This window comes from Microvirga sp. CF3062, assembly GCF_036314045.1.
In the GTDB taxonomy this organism is placed as follows: domain Bacteria; phylum Pseudomonadota; class Alphaproteobacteria; order Rhizobiales; family Beijerinckiaceae; genus Microvirga.
This window is the reverse complement of record NZ_JAYGGN010000004.1, coordinates 361,464-376,386: the sequence shown is the minus strand read 5'-3', so window position 1 is coordinate 376,386 and position 14,923 is coordinate 361,464. Positions and strand designations below refer to the sequence as shown.

Sequence of the window (14,923 nt, the reverse complement as noted above, 5' to 3'; positions counted from 1 at the left end):
AGGTTTTAGTTCCGGACTCGACGAAGGTGCCAAGCCTTAGGACCATCGCCAGCGGGTGTCAGCCGCCGATGCCCAGGGATTTCAGCTTCCGGTGCAAGGCCGAACGCTCCATGCCGATGAACTCAGCCGTCCTGGAAATATTGCCGCTGAAGCGGGCAATCTGCGCCAGGAGGTATTCACGCTCGAAGATTTCACGGGCGTCGCGGAGCGGCAGGCTCATGAGCTTCTCGCCCCCTGCCCCGCCAGGCGTGCTCGGAACGAGCGCGCCGATCTCGGAGGGCAGCATGTCGGCCGTGACCTCTGCGTCGGGATCGCCGGACGTTAGGATCATCAGGCGTTCGACGTTGTTCCTCAACTGACGCACGTTTCCGGGCCAGTCATGCGACTGCAGCACCGCCATGGCGTCCTCGGCGATACGCCGCCTTGGCAGGCCTGTGGTCGACGTGATCTGCTCCATGAAGAACTCGATGAGTTCCGGCACATCCTCCCGGCGCTCGGCCAGGGACGGAACCCGAATCGGAATGACGCCAAGGCGATGGAACAGATCTTCGCGGAATCGACCGGTGGCAATCTCGGCCGGCAGATCGCGACTGGAAGATGAGACAATTCGGACGTCCACATGCACCCGGGTCGTTCCGCCAACGCGCTGGAAGTTCTGGTCCACGAGAACGCGCAGAATCCGGTTTTGAGTCTCCCGCGGCATGTCGGCGATCTCATCGATGTAGAGGGTGCCGCCATGGGCTTCCTCCAGCGCGCCAACGCGACGTCCCCCGCCTGCGCCACCTTCCGTACCAAAGAGTTCAGCCTCCATGGTGTCCGGCGTGATGGTAGCGGCCGAAAGCACCACGAAAGGGCCATTAGCGCGGGTGGAGAGGCCGTGAAGCGTCCGGGCCGTCAGCTCCTTGCCGGAACCAGGCGCCCCAGTGATCAGGATGCGAGCATTCGTCGGAGCTGCCCGCTCAACGGCTTGCCGAAGCTGGTTGATCACGATGGATTTACCGGCAATGCGGCTGGCCTGAACGGAACGAGTGCGCAGGTCGCGCACCTCACGCTTGAGACGAGACGTCTCGAGGGCCCGCTCGGCAACCAGTACGAGCCGATCTGCCTTGAACGGCTTTTCAATGAAATCGTAAGCGCCGGCCTTGATAGCCGAGACTGCGGTCTCGATGTTACCATGGCCAGAGATCATCACCACGGGCAGGTCGGGATGCTGGCTCTTGATGATCTCAAGCACCTGGAGGCCATCCAAGCGGCTTCCCTGCAGCCAAATATCCAGGAAGACGAGGTGTGGACGCCGCGTCTCAATGGCAGCCAGGGCCTCATCGGACGTTCCTGCCGTGCGTGTTCGGTGCCCCTCATCCTCAAGGATGCCGGCCACGAGTTCGCGAATGTCGACTTCGTCGTCGACGACGAGAATATCAGCGCTCATAAGCTTGCCCTGCGAGAGTCATTTCGGTTGGAAATGGCCGATGCCTCTTCCGATGAAATCTGTTTCGTCTTTGGGATCCACATGCGGACTTGGCCACCCCGTCCAGCAGGATTGTCGGCCAGTTCCATGCCACCCCCATGATCTTCCAGGATCTTTGCGACGATCGGCAGCCCTAAGCCGGTTCCACCCTCGCGGGTCGTCATGTAGGGCTCCAGAAGGCGTTGCCGCCCTTCGACCGGAAATCCCTTGCCGTTGTCGGTGACGGCCAAAATCAGATAATCTGGATGCGTATCGTCCAGAAGGACAGAAATCTGCCCCTGCCCTCTCTCAGAGTCCGGCACCGCTGCAACGGCTTCCGTGGCGTTCTTGACGATGTTGGTCACGGCCTGAGACACGAGCCGGCGGTCGAACGGCGCCACAAGGGGGCCTTCCGGCAGCCGATCGACAAACTCGATCTCAGGATGGGCGATCTTCATCATGAAGACCACCTGCCGGATTGTCTCGGCTAGGTCTTCATTGCCGATGGTTGGCTTGGGCATGCGGGCGAAGGATGCGAACTCGTCGACCATGCGCTTGATGTCATCGACCTGCCGCACGATGGTGTCCGTGCATTGATCGAACACCTCGCGATCGGTGGTGATCACCTTGCCGTACTTCCGGCGGATCCGCTCGGCCGAAAGCTGGATCGGCGTCAGAGGATTCTTGATCTCGTGCGCGATCCGGCGCGCCACATCGGCCCAGGCGGAGGTCCGCTGCGCCAGCACGAGATCCGTGATGTCATCGAGGGTGATCACGAGATCCCTCTTTTCGCTGCGAGTCTGCTCGCTGGTCACGCGGACGTTGATGGTGCGCTCCTTGCCCCTGCGCGCGATATGGATCTGCTGCTGCATCAGCCGCTGGCGCCCATGGCTCATCTCCTCAACGAGCGCAGTGACCTCCGGCAGAATCGTGGTGATCGGCTTGCCGAGCAGCTCCTCCCTGGAGGCTCCGAGCAGGGCCTCCGTCGAGGGATTAACGATGGTGATGACACCGCGCGCATTCACGCCGATCACACCGGCCGAGACACCGGCGAGAACCGCTTCGGTAAATCGGCGCCGTCGATCCATAAGCTCGCTGGCCGTGGTGAGGCCATCATGCTGGCGGCGCAGCTCCGAGGTCATCTTGTTGAAGGTCTCACCCAGATGGCCGAGATCCCCCTCGCCCCTTTTGACTGGAACCTGGACGTAAAAATTACCGGTGGCCACCTGGTCCGTCGCATGGATGAGGCGTCTGATCGGCGCCACGAGGCGGTTTGCGAAGTTCAACCCGAACCAGACTGCGGAGAGCAGAACGATCAAGGCGATGAGCGCGAACATGGACGCGAAGGCGATCTGGATGCCTGCCTTCTTCTGATCGAGCGCCTCATAGAAAGCCACCCCGGTCTCAGCCACCTGGGGGAACTCGATGGCGCGCGGATCCACTTCTCTGGCCACATAGAGGATACGCCCGCCATGGGCATCAAGCTTCAAGGCGGAGCGGAAGATGTTGCCGCTGGCCCGCGTGAAAAGGCACAGGGCCTCCTGGGAGCTTGCCTCCTGAAGGTCTGCCTGGGTTGGCTGAGGGATGTTGTCAATCTTCTTCACTTCGATCCGCTCGACCACCGTACCATCCGGATCGACGAGCATGGCGAGCGGGAAGCCCAGGAAGACCGCCCGGGAGTTCATGAACTCCCGGAACAGATTGCGATCCGCGTCGAAGAGAACCTTCGCGCGATTGAGATCCGCCGCCATCAGCTGGGTTTCGCGCGCGAGTGTCCGGCACTGCAGCTCTCTATAGGAGCGGGCGATGGACACCGTGTTGTTCATAATGTCCTTGAGCGCTCCCGTAAACCAAGGGTCCAGGCCGCGCTCCAGCGTTACCGTCGCAACACCGGCAACGAGAATGGCCGGCAGGACGGCCACCAGGCTGAAGAGCCCGACGATTCGCACGTGGAGGCCGGCAGCTGCAGCCCCTGCCCTGCGTTCCCGCACCAGCTTTCGCGTCTGCCAAGCCACAATCCCAAGAAGGACAGCAATGAGGACGCCGTTCAGCGTGAACACCCACACGACAACGTTGTGCGTCGGCAGGATGGGCGTGGCGCCGGCAAGGATCAGGAACGTGGCAAGAGCCGACGCCAGAGCCGACAGAACGGCTCCGTAGCCCAGCCAGCCGAGACCGGTCTGGGACGGTTCGACCGCCTGACGCTGTGCAATGGTGTCCTGGTTGATCAAGACTGAAGCCCCGCGAGATCGAATGCCCTAAGAATGGCACTCTGTCGTGGGGTGATGCACCAACACAACACTGTGGTCAAATTATTACAGCTCAGGCCAGTCAGGTTCTATTCGAGCGCACAACCATGAGATCGAGGTCCCGTACCTTCTTGCGCAGGGTGTTGCGGTTGACCCCGAGGAGCTCCGCTGCCCGGATCTGATTACCCCGGGTCGCCGCCAAGGCCGCGCCGATCAGCGGGCCCTCGATCTCGCGCAGAATCCGGTGGTAAAGGCCGGGAGGCGGAAGAGAATCCCTGAATCCGGAGAAGTATTCGTTCAGGTGCCGCTCGACGGCATCCGACAGGCCTTCCGACGCCTGCAGCGCAGACTGGTTGGATTTTCCAGCAGGCTGCGGTGTCAGGAGGGGCTGGGAGTCGAGTTCGGCATCTATGATCGCTCCGGTGATCATGTCCTGAGGGTAGAGTGCAGCCAAGCGCCGCACCAGATTTTCCAACTCACGGACATTGCCCGGCCAGCGGTAGCGCTTCAGCCGGTCCATGGCTTCCACGTCGAGCTGCTTGCGGCCGAGCCCCTCCTTCTCCACCAGCACGAAGAAGTGACGGACGAGGTCCGGGATATCCTCGACACGTTCGCGCAGGGGCGGAAGCCGCAGCGGAACCACGTTCAGGCGAAAGTACAGATCCTCGCGGAAGAGGCCCTGCTGGATGAGAATGCGCAGATCCTTGTTCGTGGCAGCCACGATACGGACGTTGGTCTTGATCGGCACACGGCCGCCGACCGTCGTATACTCGCCCTGCTGGAGAACCCGCAGAAGGCGGGTCTGAGCCTCCATCGGCATGTCGCCGATCTCGTCGAGGAAGAGTGTCCCCCCTTCGGCCTGCTCGAAGCGCCCCGTGCTGCGGGCGGTTGCTCCGGTGAAGGCACCCTTCTCGTGGCCGAACAGTTCGGATTCGATGAGCTCCCGCGGGATCGCGGCCATGTTCACGGCCACGAACGGGCCCTGCCGGCGCTTGCCGTAATCGTGGAGCGCCTTGGCGACCAGCTCCTTGCCCGTGCCGGATTCGCCCGTAATCATCACGGTGAGATCGGTGGGCATGAGGCGGGCCAGTGCCCGGTAGATCTCCTGCATCGCCTGGGAGCGTCCGACGAGCGGGATGTCCTCGTTTTCCGGCGCTGGCTGCGCGCCGGCGGGCACGCTGCGCGGGCGGGAGAGCGCCCGCCCGACGACGGCCACCAGCTCCTTGAGGTCGAAAGGCTTGGGCAGATACTCGTAGGCGCCGCGCTCAGAGGCCTTGATGGCCGTCATGAATGTGTTCTGGGCGCTCATGACAATGATCGGAAGCTCCGGACGTATCTTCTTGATGCGCGGCAGGAGATCGAAAGCATTCTCGTCGGGCATCATCACGTCGGTAATGACGAGATCGCCCTCCCCTTGAGACACCCAGCGCCAGAGGGAGGCCGCATTGCTCGACGAGCGGACCTCATAGCCTGCCCGCGAGAGCGCCTGGTTCAGAACGGTGCGGATGGCCGCATCGTCATCGGCGAGGAGAATCTGTCCGCTCGGCATGGGTCAGCCCTATAAATCGGCCCCGCGTCCGTCGCCGGCGCGGTGCATGGGGAGGAGAATCCGGAAGGTGGTCCGCCGGGGCGCCGGCTCGCATTCGACGATGCCCCCGTGGTCGCCCACGATCTTGGCAACGAGCGCAAGCCCAAGGCCGCTGCCCTGGACCTTCGTGGTCACGAATGGGTCGAAGAGATCGCTCATCAGTTCAGGCGGAATCCCAGGGCCGTTATCCATGACGCTCAGTTCGATCGGCAGACTCAGCCGCTCCTGCGAGCCGGGCACCTGGAGCCTGACGCCGGTGCGGAACGCCGTCGATAGAATGATCTCCCCGTCCGACGCATCGATGCCGATGGCCTCGGCGGCGTTCTTGACGAGATTCAGGATGACCTGGATCAGCTGGTCCCGATTGCCGAGCACGGGCGGCAGCGATGGATCATAGTTTTCCGCGAACCTGATGTGGCGGGCGAATCCCGATTGCGTCAGACGCTTCACATGGTCCAGAACGCCGTGGATGTTGACGGGTCCCCGCTCCACGGGCCGCTCTTCGCCAAACACTTCCATGCGCTCCACGAGCTTCACGATGCGGTCGGTCTCGTCGCAGATGAGCCGGGTCAGCAGCCGGTCATCCTCGTTCGCCGATTGCTCGAGCAACTGGGCGGCGCCGCGGATGCCCGACAGTGGATTCTTGATCTCGTGTGCCAGCAGGGCGCCCAGCGCCGTGATGGACCGGGCGGCTCCGCGATGGGTGAGCTGACGGTTCATCTTGTCGGCGATCGTCCGCTCCTGGAGCATGACGATCACGTTGTCGCTGTCGTCACCCAGAGGGCATGCTGAGACGTCCACGATGCGCTCCGCGCCGAGGCGCGGGCTGCCGATATCCACCCGGTGCTCGCTGACGCTGGAGCCCCTGTGGCGAACATCCTCGACCAGCGCCATCACCGGCGAACCAAAGGGCAGTAGATCGCTGAGCTTCTGGCGCTGCATCATGCGCAGGCTCATCTCGAAGAACGACTCGGCAGCCGCATTGGCGTGCGCAATCCGATGCTCCGGCCCGACCGTGAGGACCGGTATCGGCAGGGCATTCATGATCAGGTCGTTGATGGGAAGAGCCGTCATGCCGCCTCTCGCTCCCGCCGGCTGTAGAGCGAGCGCAGCAAGGCGATCACCGTTCCGGGCTCCTCCGATGTGACGAGCGCCGTGCGAGCCCCGGGAGCCACCTGGAACCCTGAGGCCATCGCCACATCCGCATATGCCGCAAGGTGCTTGCGGGCGTGGCGAATGCCGGTCTTTTCCCCATAGAGGGAGAGCAGTCCCTCATAATGCTCGATGGCAATGGCCGTCATCTCCTCCGGCGATGGGTCGGGGATGGTACGGCCCTGCAGGGCGGCACCGATCTGGCCGACGAGCCAGGGGCGTCCGACAGCCGAACGTCCGATCATCACGGCAGCGGCCCCTGACGCGGCCAGACAGCGCCGAGCTTCCTCTAGGGTGCCGATGTCGCCGTTGGCGATCACCGGAATGCCGACCGCCTCCACGACCGGCGCGATGGCGCTCCAGTCAGCCTGTCCTTTGTAGAATTGCTGGCGGGTGCGACCATGGACCGTCACCGCCTTGACACCGAGAGCCTCGGCCCTGCGGGCGAGTTCCGGCGCATTGATGCTCTGGTGATCCCAGCCGAGCCGCATCTTCACCGTCACGGGAACGCTGGCGGCCTGCACCGTCGCCTCGATCAGGCGGGCCGCGTGATCGAGGTCGCGCATGAGCGCGGAACCGGCATAGCCGCCGATGACGCGCTTTGCCGGGCACCCCATGTTGATGTCGATGATGCGGGCCCCTGCTCCTTCGGCCACGCGGGCAGCCTCAGCCATCCAGCGTGGCTCGCAGCCGGCGAGCTGGACGACATGGGGCTCGATTCCCGCGCCCTCGGCACGCAGCTGCGCTTCCTCGGAACCTTGAACCAGTTCGTCGGAGGCCACCATCTCGGATACCACGAGACCAGCCCCCAGGCGCTTGGCGATGCGCCGGAAGGCGACATCCGTCACGCCGGACAGCGGGGCCAGGATGGTATTGCATCCGACTTGTAACGATCCGATGCTGAAACCAGGGGAGCCTATTTTTTGATCAAGTTTCATTATGCCTATTTAATAGCCATTTCGAACTGAGGCGCAAGGTCTTCAGCGCGGGTATTTGTCTTCTCCCGCCGCCGCGCTAAGGAGAGAGCCTGTTGCGGAGAGCCTTCCCTATGTCAGTTGCCGCCCTCATCGTTGCCGCAGGACGTGGATCGCGAGCGGGAGAAGGGACCCCGAAGCAGTACAGGGATCTCCAGGGACAATCGGTCCTGACTCGGACTATCGCTGGTTTCCTTTCGCATCCGGGTGTCGATCGCATCCTCATTGTGATCCACCCCGACGACCGGGATCTCTATGAGGCAAGCATTGCGGCCTTTGCACCCCTACCATCAGCACTTCTGCCATGCGTTCACGGCGGCGATACGCGCCAAGATTCGGTGCGGAACGGCCTTGAGGCTTTGACCATTTCAGACCCCGACATCGTTCTCGTCCATGACGCAGCCCGTCCCTTCGCGAGCCCGGAACTCATCGACAGGGCTATCGAGGCAGCCAGGCGCTGGGATGCGGCCGTTCCCGGAACACCCGTGACCGACACGATCAAGGTGATCGGGCCCCAGTCCGAGGTTGTCTCGACCCCTGACAGGGCCACCCTCAGGGCCGTGCAGACACCGCAGGCCTTCCGGTTTGCCTCGCTGCTCGATGCACATCGCAAGGCCGCTTCGGCTGGTCTCCACGACTTCACCGACGATGGCGCTCTTGCGGAATGGGCCGAGCTGCCGGTTCACGTGTTCGAGGGCGAGAGCGGCAACATCAAGCTCACCCATCCGGCCGATTTCATGGAGGCCGAGCGGCGACTGAAAGGCTCACCGATGAGATATATCACCAAGCTGGGCACAGGGTTCGACGTTCATGCCTTCGGAGATGGAGACCATGTCTGGCTCGGCGGGATCAAGGTGCCCCACGACCGGGGCGTGATCGCCCATTCGGACGGGGACGTGATCCTGCATGCCCTCACCGATGCGATCCTCGGCGCCTTGGCCGATGGAGACATCGGCACCCATTTTCCGCCGAGCGACCCGCAATGGCGCGGCGCCTCCTCCGACCATTTCCTGGCCCATGCGGTCAACTTGGTGCGGGAACGCGGCGGCATCGTCGACCATCTCGACACCACGCTTCTCTGCGAGAGGCCACGGCTCGGGCCCCATCGGGAAGCCATGCGCCAACGCATCACCGAAATCGCTGGGCTCCGTCTCGATCAAGTCTCGCTCAAGGCCACTACCACTGAGAAACTGGGCTTCACCGGCCGCAGCGAGGGCATTGCCGCCCAGGCCGCAGCAACCATCCGCCTGCCGGAGGTGAACCCATGATCCCGGACCTGAGAGACCGTGCCGCCGCTCTACTCAATGCGTACCGCCAGAAGGGGCTGAAGATCGCCACAGCCGAATCCTGCACCGGCGGCTTGGTCGCCGCCTTGCTGACCGAGATTTCCGGTTCCTCAGCCGTGGTGGAGCGAGGCTTCGTCACCTATTCGAACGAGGCCAAGACGGAACTTATCGGCGTGCCCGCCGACCTGATCGCCGCCCATGGGGCGGTGAGCGAGCCGGTCGCCCGCACCATGGCCGAGGGCGCGCTCGCTCATTCGCTCGCCGATGTGGTGGTGGCGATCACCGGTGTGGCGGGTCCGACCGGCGGAACGGCAGCGAAGCCCGTCGGCCTTGTTCATTTCGGCTTGGCGCGGAAAGGAACCTCGACTGTTCACCTGGAGCGCCGCTATGGCGATCTCGGGCGGGAGAATGTGCGCCGCCGGGCGGTTGAGGATGCTCTGTTGCTGCTGGAGCAGGCCATCGGCTGATCAGGCGCGCGCCCTGGAGGGCACGCCATAGATCTCGTCCGCCCGCTCCTCGAAGGCCTCCGTGAACTTGCGGAAGGCCTTGTCGAAGACGTTGCCCATCAGGAGCCCGAGGGCGAAGCTCTTGAACTCGTAGTTGATATAGAACTCGACGTCGCACCCTCCGGGGATTTCGCGGAAGGTCCAGCGGTTCTCTAGGTACTTGAACGGTCCGTCCACATACTCGACCGTGATCTTCCGGCGGGGATCGTCCAGGGTCACGCGGGTGGTGAAGCTCTCGTTGATGGCCTTGTAGCCCACCGACATGGTGGCCACGAGCGTCTCGATGCCCTCCCCGCTCTGGACCCGGCGCATGACCCTTAAGCTCTCGCACAGGGGCAGGAACTCCGGATAACGCTCCACATCGGCCACAAGGGCAAACATCTGATCGGGCGTATGCTTCACGGTCCGGGTGGTGCGGAAGGTCGGCATGGCTCAGGCGGCCTCTCTGAAGGTTGCAAGCTCGGCCTCCAGGGCCGGAATGTCGGAGCGGGAGCGCAGAATGTAAACGCGCTGGTCCGGACGCAGGCGCTCCAGCATGTGGGCGGTCTTCGGTCGCATCTTGCTCGGATAGGACCAAATCCAGCGCATGAAAGACCAGTCGAAGCGCTCCGGTCCGGCGGAACCGAGGTCGAGCCGCGGTCTCCTGTAATATCTAGCCACCCGCCAGAGCACGCTCAGCATGCATTGCCAGCGCGGCAGGTCGAGCCAGACGATGACTGTTGCACGCGGCACGCGGATGTCGAAGGTGCTGGCGTAATTTCCGTCCATAATCCAGGCCGGGCGTGCGGCGAGCGCCTTAACGCGCTCGCGCCATTCGGGCTTTGTCGGCGTGGTCCAGCCGGGCCCGAAATATTCCCGGTCGAGGTGGATCAGCGGCAGGCCAAGACACTCGGCAAGGCGGCTCGCCAGCGTGCTCTTGCCCGCGCCTGGGCTGCCGATGACCAGAATGCGCTGCATGCCTCGTCCGGTTCGTTAGCCGAGCTTCGAGAGACGGGCCGCCTTCAGCTTGGCAAAATCCTCGCCTGCGTGATGCGAGGAACGCGTCAGCGGGGTCGAGGAGACGAGGAGAAAACCCTTGGCATAGGCCGTGGTTTCATAGGCCTTGAACTCGTCCGGCGTGACGAAGCGGATCACTTGATGGTGCTTCTTCGTTGGCTGCAGGTACTGGCCGATGGTCATAAAGTCCACATCCGCCGAGCGCAGGTCGTCCATGAGCTGGAGCACCTCGTTCCGCTCTTCACCCAATCCAACCATGATACCCGACTTGGTGAAGATGGTCGGGTCCAGATCCTTGACCTGCTGCAGCAGGCGGATCGAGTGGAAATAGCGGGCGCCAGGGCGGACCTTCAGGTACTTGGACGGCACCGTCTCAAGGTTGTGGTTGAACACGTCGGGCTTGGCCGCGACCACGATCTCAAGGGCGCCGGGCTTCCTGAGGAAGTCGGGGGTGAGGATCTCGATGGTGGTCTTAGGGCTCCGGGCGCGGATGGCGTGGATGACATCGGCGAAGTGCTGCGCACCGCCGTCGGCAAGGTCGTCCCGGTCGACGGAGGTGATGACCACGTGCTCCAAGCCGAGCTTCTCGACCGCAATCGCTACGCTCTCCGGCTCGCTGGGGTCGAGGGCCTGCGGCAGGCCGGTCTTGACGTTGCAGAAGGCGCAAGCTCTCGTGCAGGTGTCGCCCATGATCATGAAGGTCGCGTGCTTCTTCTCCCAGCACTCGCCGATATTGGGGCAGCCGGCCTCCTCGCAGACCGTCACGAGCTTGTTCTCGCGCACGATCCGGTTGGTCTCGGCCCATTTGGGCGAGCCCGGCGCCTTCACGCGTATCCAGTCGGGCTTGCGCTGCTGAACCGGCTGGTCCGGCCGGTGCGCCTTTTCCGGGTGGCGGGGGCGCTGATCCTTGTTCAACAGGTCGAGAACGACGGCCATGAAGCTAAACCTTTGGGGCGAAGGGATCCCGCCCCTTCCTGACATGCGCCTGATTTAAGGCTTCCGCGGCTCAATCGCAAATGCTCAGATTGCGGGACAGGCTTTCCTTTCGATGTGCGATGTCTCCGCCTCGCGGGGCTCAGAAACAGCAGATTCCGCGATTATTTGACAAAGTCGGTCAGGTATAGGAGCCTCGATCCATCATGTTGAGCTTCGCATATCACCGTCGCGGCCTGCACAGGGCAGGCAACCTCATCGCGGGCAAGTAGCCCCGGGCTCGACGTGCATCCGCACCCCGAGTCCGGGGCGCTCCAAGATCGCTAGACCATCCACTGGACATCTTGTGAGGCCGGATGCTTGAGCATCCGGAGCGGCGACATGCTTCGTGACATCTTCAAACATGTATTCGGCTCGGCAGGACCGGAATCGGCTCAGCCCAACCGTTCATCGGGAAATCTGGATCTACTCGGGGCGGACCCAAAGCCAGAGAATCCATCACCAGAGCTTCTGGCTCGGATCCTCGGCTCAGCCTTTATCGTCAATAGCATCCTGAAAAATCGGGGAGCAGAAGCGAGCCTGCCATCCCACGAGCCCATGGCACAGAACCACCAAGCTGCAGACCAGGCCGGCGGGACCGTCGTCTACCTGAACCAGCGCCGCCGGCTGCCCAGCAAGACCCATGCCCAGCAGGGCATTGATGACGACACAGGGCCGACTGCAGCCTGAATGCTGCAGCGCCTTCATGAACAGGAGACATGACATGGCCAAGAGAACGCTCTCTGCCGTAAAACCGCGGATCACCCTGACCGCAACTGACTACGAGAAGCTTTCGGCACTCGCCGACGCCGCGGCGCATACGATGCCTGACGTGGCGGCGGAACTCGCCGATGAACTCGACCGTGCACACGTCCTGCCGCGAGGCAAGCAGCGTGCCGATGCGGTCCACATGGGCTGCGAGGTGGATTTCCGCGGCGACGTCACGGGACGAGTGCAGTCGGTGACCCTCGTCTATCCCAACGAAGCGGATATCTCGAAGGGAAGAATCTCCGTGCTCACGCCGATCGGGACCGCTCTCATAGGCCTCCCGGTCGGGCAGTCGATCGACTGGACCACGCGAACGGGAGAGTCGAAGCGCCTGACCGTCCTTGGGGTCCGTGAGCCGGCCGCGATGGAGCATCAGAGTGCTTGACTCATGAAGTCCGTCTCATCGGGCATCCGCGCATGATATCCTTCGATTCAAAGGCGCGGATGCGCTGACTGGCGCGCAAACTCCGTTACCAACTCCATAAACCGTTCATCCGAAGGATCCGTCTCAAAGCTGTGAAGTGCCGGGGTTTTGGCCCACGGCAGCGCCTCGCTGGTGTAGGACTCGATAAAAGGGCTGAAGCTTTTCGTATCGTCCATCATCGTGGCGCGCACGTTGACGAACTCGTCCAAGCCTTCAGGACGTGTGAAGAGCCAGCTCATGCAATGCGGGCAGAAGAAATGCCGGGTAGGTCCGTGAAGCCCGCCGATGACTGGCTCACCCTGCCCCACTTCGAACCTGTCGCTCGGATAAAGAGCACTCAGGGAAAAAGCACTGGAGGTCATGCGCTGGCAGCCAGTGCAATGGCAGGCCATGGTCATGAGAGGCGCGCCGGTGACGCGAATCCGCACCTGACCGCAACGGCATCCGCCCTCATGAACGATATCCTGATCGGCCATTGCTTCCTCCCTGGCGCACGTTCTCTGAACGCTCTCGCGGTCATGCGAACCTGTCAAGGCGAGGACTGTAAAGCATCCTATTGCAAGACGCCTCTGTCGAACGACAGGAACTTGTCAGGCTTTCCCGATGCTGTGATGGGAACCATCAGGCCTTCTGGCGGCGCGTTCTCGCCAGCGCTGTCGGGATCGATGACGATGCGCACTGCACCCTCCCCGGCCGCTTCGACGGAGCGTGGGACCGGAAAGGCATCAGCTGTGAGAAATCGTATGACCCCGCAAGGCATGAGGGCCTAGGCGGACGGTATAGACACCTGCCGTCGTTGCGCCGCAGCCCTGACGCTCGATGGACCAGACAAGGCTGCGCCCTGCGAGAACGCCCTGCCCGGTCTTTTCCGACGCGCACATCAGTCCTGAGAAGGCAGCGACGAGACCAACCGGGATGGCGAGCGCTCCTGCCACCACGCCAACAAGAAAGCTCAGTCGGCCATAGGGACGACTGAGCTTTCGGGAAACCAGCAATGCCACAGAGGCCACAAGGCAGCAGAGAAGGAAGAGTACACCCCACATGGCCGATGTGGCCTCAAATGTGAATCACGCGCCCGTAGGCATCCATGACGCTCTCGTGCATGGTCTCGGAGAGGGTCGGATGCGGGAAGACCGCGTGGATCAGCTCCTCTTCCGTGGTCTCCAGGTTCATGGCGATCACGTAGCCCTGGATCAACTCGGTCACTTCCGCGCCGATCATGTGGGCGCCGAGCAGCTGGCCGGTCTTCTTGTCGAAGATCGTCTTCACGAGGCCTTCGGGCTCACCCAGCGCAATCGCCTTACCGTTGCCGATGAACGGGAACCGGCCGACACGGACGTCGAAGCCCTGTTCCTTCGCCTTCGCTTCCGTGAGGCCCACGGAGGCGATCTGCGGGTTGCAATAGGTGCAGCCAGGGATCTTCGCCTTGTCCATGGCGTGGGTGTGCATGCCCTTGATGGTCTCGATGCAGATCACGCCCTCATGCTCGGCCTTGTGCGCCAGCATGGGAGGGCCTGCCACGTCGCCGATGGCGTAGATGCCCGGCACGTTGGTGCGGCCCAGACCGTCCGTCACCACGACACCACGCTCGATTGTCACGCCGATCTTCTCAAGGCCGAGATTCTCGATGTTGCCGACGACACCGACCGCAGAGATCATCCGCTCGGCAGTGATCGTCTGCGTGGTCTTGCCGTCGTCGATGGTGGCGGTGATGGAGTTCGTTCCTTTCTCCACCTTCGTGACCTTGGCGCCGGTGAGGATCTTCATGCCCTGCTTCTCGAAGCGCTTGCGGGCTAGCCCTGCAATCTCCGCGTCCTCGACGGGCAGGATCTGCGGCATCACCTCGACCACCGTCACCTCAACACCCATGGTGCGGTAGAAGGAGGCGAACTCGATGCCGATGGCGCCCGAACCCATGACGATGAGGGATTTAGGCATGGCGGGCGGCACCATGGCCTCGAAATAGGTCCAGATCAGCTTGCCGTCCGGCTCAATGCCAGGCAGCGCACGGGGACGTGCGCCGGTGGCCACGATGATGTGCTTCGCGCCATATGTGCCGGGCTCCAGCACGCCCTTCGGCACCGGATTCTGCGGCTGCATGGCGGGCTTCTTCGGCGCCGTCACCACAACCTCGCCGGGCTTGGAGATCGCCGCCTCGCCCCAGATCACATCGACTTTGTTCTTCTTGAGCAGCATGCCGACACCGCCGTTGAGCCGGCCCGAGACGCCGCGCGAACGCTGCACGATGGCGGCCGCATCGAAGCCGATCCCTTGCGCGGAGAGGCCGTAATCCTTGGCATGCTCCATAAAGTGGTAGATTTCCGCCGAGCGCAGCAGCGCCTTGGTCGGGATGCAGCCCCAGTTGAGGCAGATGCCGCCGAGATGCTCGCGCTCCACGACCGCAGTCTTGAACCCGAGCTGCGCCGCACGGATCGCGGCCACATAGCCCCCCGGCCCGCCGCCGATGACGATGATGTCGTATTGGTTTGCCATTGAAATCCCCCGTCATGCCCGGGCTTGGCCCGGGCATCCACGTCCTCGTGGAGCGGGCCGTTGAAAGA

16 protein-coding genes are annotated in these 14,923 nt (G+C 63.1%); 4 read left to right on the top strand and 12 right to left on the bottom strand.

Annotation, left to right across the window (positions count from 1 at the left end; all coding sequences use genetic code 11):
• Positions 1–58: 58 nt before the first annotated feature.
• From ntrX to dusB, 5 genes are all read right to left on the bottom strand, one after another.
• Positions 59–1,429: a nitrogen assimilation response regulator NtrX gene (ntrX, locus tag VB618_RS10010; RefSeq protein ID WP_329796478.1), complete on the bottom strand. Its 1,371-nt coding sequence runs from the start codon at positions 1,427–1,429 to the stop codon at positions 59–61.
• Positions 1,426–3,678: a sensor histidine kinase NtrY-like gene (locus tag VB618_RS10005; RefSeq protein WP_329796477.1), complete on the bottom strand. Its 2,253-nt coding sequence runs from the start codon at positions 3,676–3,678 to the stop codon at positions 1,426–1,428. The genes ntrX and VB618_RS10005 overlap by 4 nt, the downstream gene beginning before the upstream one ends.
• Before the next feature lie 100 nt (positions 3,679–3,778).
• Positions 3,779–5,245, bottom strand: a complete 1,467-nt coding sequence (gene ntrC / locus VB618_RS10000) for a nitrogen regulation protein NR(I) (RefSeq protein WP_329796476.1) — start codon at positions 5,243–5,245, stop codon at positions 3,779–3,781.
• Between the two features lie 9 nt (positions 5,246–5,254).
• Positions 5,255–6,358 carry a two-component system sensor histidine kinase NtrB gene (locus VB618_RS09995; protein ID WP_329796475.1) on the bottom strand — a complete coding sequence of 368 codons (1,104 nt, stop codon included), beginning with the start codon at positions 6,356–6,358 and terminating at the stop codon, positions 5,255–5,257.
• Positions 6,355–7,374: a tRNA dihydrouridine synthase DusB gene (gene dusB, locus VB618_RS09990; RefSeq protein WP_329796474.1), complete on the bottom strand. Its 1,020-nt coding sequence runs from the start codon at positions 7,372–7,374 to the stop codon at positions 6,355–6,357. The genes VB618_RS09995 and dusB overlap by 4 nt, the downstream gene beginning before the upstream one ends.
• A gap of 110 nt (positions 7,375–7,484) precedes the next feature.
• Between dusB and VB618_RS09985 the strand changes: the two genes are divergently transcribed.
• Both VB618_RS09985 and VB618_RS09980 read left to right on the top strand, forming a co-directional pair.
• Positions 7,485–8,678: a bifunctional 2-C-methyl-D-erythritol 4-phosphate cytidylyltransferase/2-C-methyl-D-erythritol 2,4-cyclodiphosphate synthase gene (locus VB618_RS09985; protein WP_329796473.1), complete on the top strand. Its 1,194-nt coding sequence runs from the start codon at positions 7,485–7,487 to the stop codon at positions 8,676–8,678.
• Positions 8,675–9,163 carry a CinA family protein gene (locus VB618_RS09980; RefSeq protein WP_329796472.1) on the top strand — a complete coding sequence of 163 codons (489 nt, stop codon included), beginning with the start codon at positions 8,675–8,677 and terminating at the stop codon, positions 9,161–9,163. The genes VB618_RS09985 and VB618_RS09980 overlap by 4 nt, the downstream gene beginning before the upstream one ends.
• On the opposite strand, the gene VB618_RS09975 is transcribed toward VB618_RS09980, so the two are convergent.
• Genes VB618_RS09975 through lipA form a run of 3 tightly spaced genes read right to left on the bottom strand, consistent with a single transcriptional unit; the run spans position 9,164 to position 11,134 of the window.
• Positions 9,164–9,631 carry a type II toxin-antitoxin system RatA family toxin gene (locus tag VB618_RS09975; protein WP_329796471.1) on the bottom strand — a complete coding sequence of 156 codons (468 nt, stop codon included), beginning with the start codon at positions 9,629–9,631 and terminating at the stop codon, positions 9,164–9,166. It lies immediately after the preceding gene.
• A gap of 3 nt (positions 9,632–9,634) precedes the next feature.
• Positions 9,635–10,159 carry a hypothetical protein gene (locus VB618_RS09970; protein WP_329796470.1) on the bottom strand — a complete coding sequence of 175 codons (525 nt, stop codon included), beginning with the start codon at positions 10,157–10,159 and terminating at the stop codon, positions 9,635–9,637.
• Between the two features lie 15 nt (positions 10,160–10,174).
• Positions 10,175–11,134 carry a lipoyl synthase gene (gene lipA, locus VB618_RS09965; protein WP_329796469.1) on the bottom strand — a complete coding sequence of 320 codons (960 nt, stop codon included), beginning with the start codon at positions 11,132–11,134 and terminating at the stop codon, positions 10,175–10,177.
• 594 nt (positions 11,135–11,728) lie between these two features.
• Here lipA and VB618_RS09960 point away from each other — a divergent pair.
• Together VB618_RS09960 and rnk are read left to right on the top strand one after the other, a co-directional pair.
• Positions 11,729–11,860: a hypothetical protein gene (locus VB618_RS09960; RefSeq protein WP_329796468.1), complete on the top strand. Its 132-nt coding sequence runs from the start codon at positions 11,729–11,731 to the stop codon at positions 11,858–11,860.
• Positions 11,861–11,894: 34 nt separating this feature from the next.
• Entirely contained in the window at positions 11,895–12,323 is a 429-nt protein-coding gene (rnk, locus tag VB618_RS09955) for a nucleoside diphosphate kinase regulator (protein WP_329796467.1), read from the top strand.
• A gap of 47 nt (positions 12,324–12,370) precedes the next feature.
• Here rnk and VB618_RS09950 read toward each other — a convergent pair whose 3' ends face one another.
• The 4 genes from VB618_RS09950 to lpdA form a co-directional block, all read right to left on the bottom strand.
• On the bottom strand, positions 12,371–12,838 hold the full coding sequence (locus VB618_RS09950; protein ID WP_329796466.1) for a GFA family protein: 468 nt from the start codon (positions 12,836–12,838) through the stop codon (positions 12,371–12,373).
• Between the two features lie 77 nt (positions 12,839–12,915).
• Positions 12,916–13,041, bottom strand: a complete 126-nt coding sequence (locus VB618_RS09945) for a hypothetical protein (protein ID WP_329796464.1) — start codon at positions 13,039–13,041, stop codon at positions 12,916–12,918.
• Positions 13,042–13,087: 46 nt separating this feature from the next.
• The gene (locus VB618_RS09940) at positions 13,088–13,363 is read right to left on the bottom strand and encodes a hypothetical protein (RefSeq protein ID WP_329796463.1); all 276 of its coding nucleotides are present in this window, start codon (positions 13,361–13,363) and stop codon (positions 13,088–13,090) included.
• A gap of 55 nt (positions 13,364–13,418) precedes the next feature.
• Entirely contained in the window at positions 13,419–14,855 is a 1,437-nt protein-coding gene (lpdA, locus tag VB618_RS09935) for a dihydrolipoyl dehydrogenase (RefSeq protein WP_329796462.1), read from the bottom strand.
• Positions 14,856–14,923: the final 68 nt, after the last annotated feature.

Coding starts and splice junctions, on each gene's coding strand:
- VB618_RS09980 (WP_329796472.1), top strand. CDS start 8,675: ATGATCCCGGACCTGAGAGACCGTGCCGCCGCTCTACTCAATGCGTAC.
- VB618_RS09970 (WP_329796470.1), bottom strand. CDS start 10,159: ATGCAGCGCATTCTGGTCATCGGCAGCCCAGGCGCGGGCAAGAGCACG.
- lipA (WP_329796469.1), bottom strand. CDS start 11,134: ATGGCCGTCGTTCTCGACCTGTTGAACAAGGATCAGCGCCCCCGCCAC.
- rnk (WP_329796467.1), top strand. CDS start 11,895: ATGGCCAAGAGAACGCTCTCTGCCGTAAAACCGCGGATCACCCTGACC.
- ntrX (WP_329796478.1), bottom strand. CDS start 1,429: ATGAGCGCTGATATTCTCGTCGTCGACGACGAAGTCGACATTCGCGAA.
- lpdA (WP_329796462.1), bottom strand. CDS start 14,855: ATGGCAAACCAATACGACATCATCGTCATCGGCGGCGGGCCGGGGGGC.
- VB618_RS09975 (WP_329796471.1), bottom strand. CDS start 9,631: ATGCCGACCTTCCGCACCACCCGGACCGTGAAGCATACGCCCGATCAG.
- dusB (WP_329796474.1), bottom strand. CDS start 7,374: ATGAAACTTGATCAAAAAATAGGCTCCCCTGGTTTCAGCATCGGATCG.
- VB618_RS09995 (WP_329796475.1), bottom strand. CDS start 6,358: ATGACGGCTCTTCCCATCAACGACCTGATCATGAATGCCCTGCCGATA.
- ntrC (WP_329796476.1), bottom strand. CDS start 5,245: ATGCCGAGCGGACAGATTCTCCTCGCCGATGACGATGCGGCCATCCGC.
- VB618_RS09950 (WP_329796466.1), bottom strand. CDS start 12,838: ATGGCCGATCAGGATATCGTTCATGAGGGCGGATGCCGTTGCGGTCAG.
- VB618_RS09985 (WP_329796473.1), top strand. CDS start 7,485: ATGTCAGTTGCCGCCCTCATCGTTGCCGCAGGACGTGGATCGCGAGCG.
- VB618_RS09960 (WP_329796468.1), top strand. CDS start 11,729: ATGGCACAGAACCACCAAGCTGCAGACCAGGCCGGCGGGACCGTCGTC.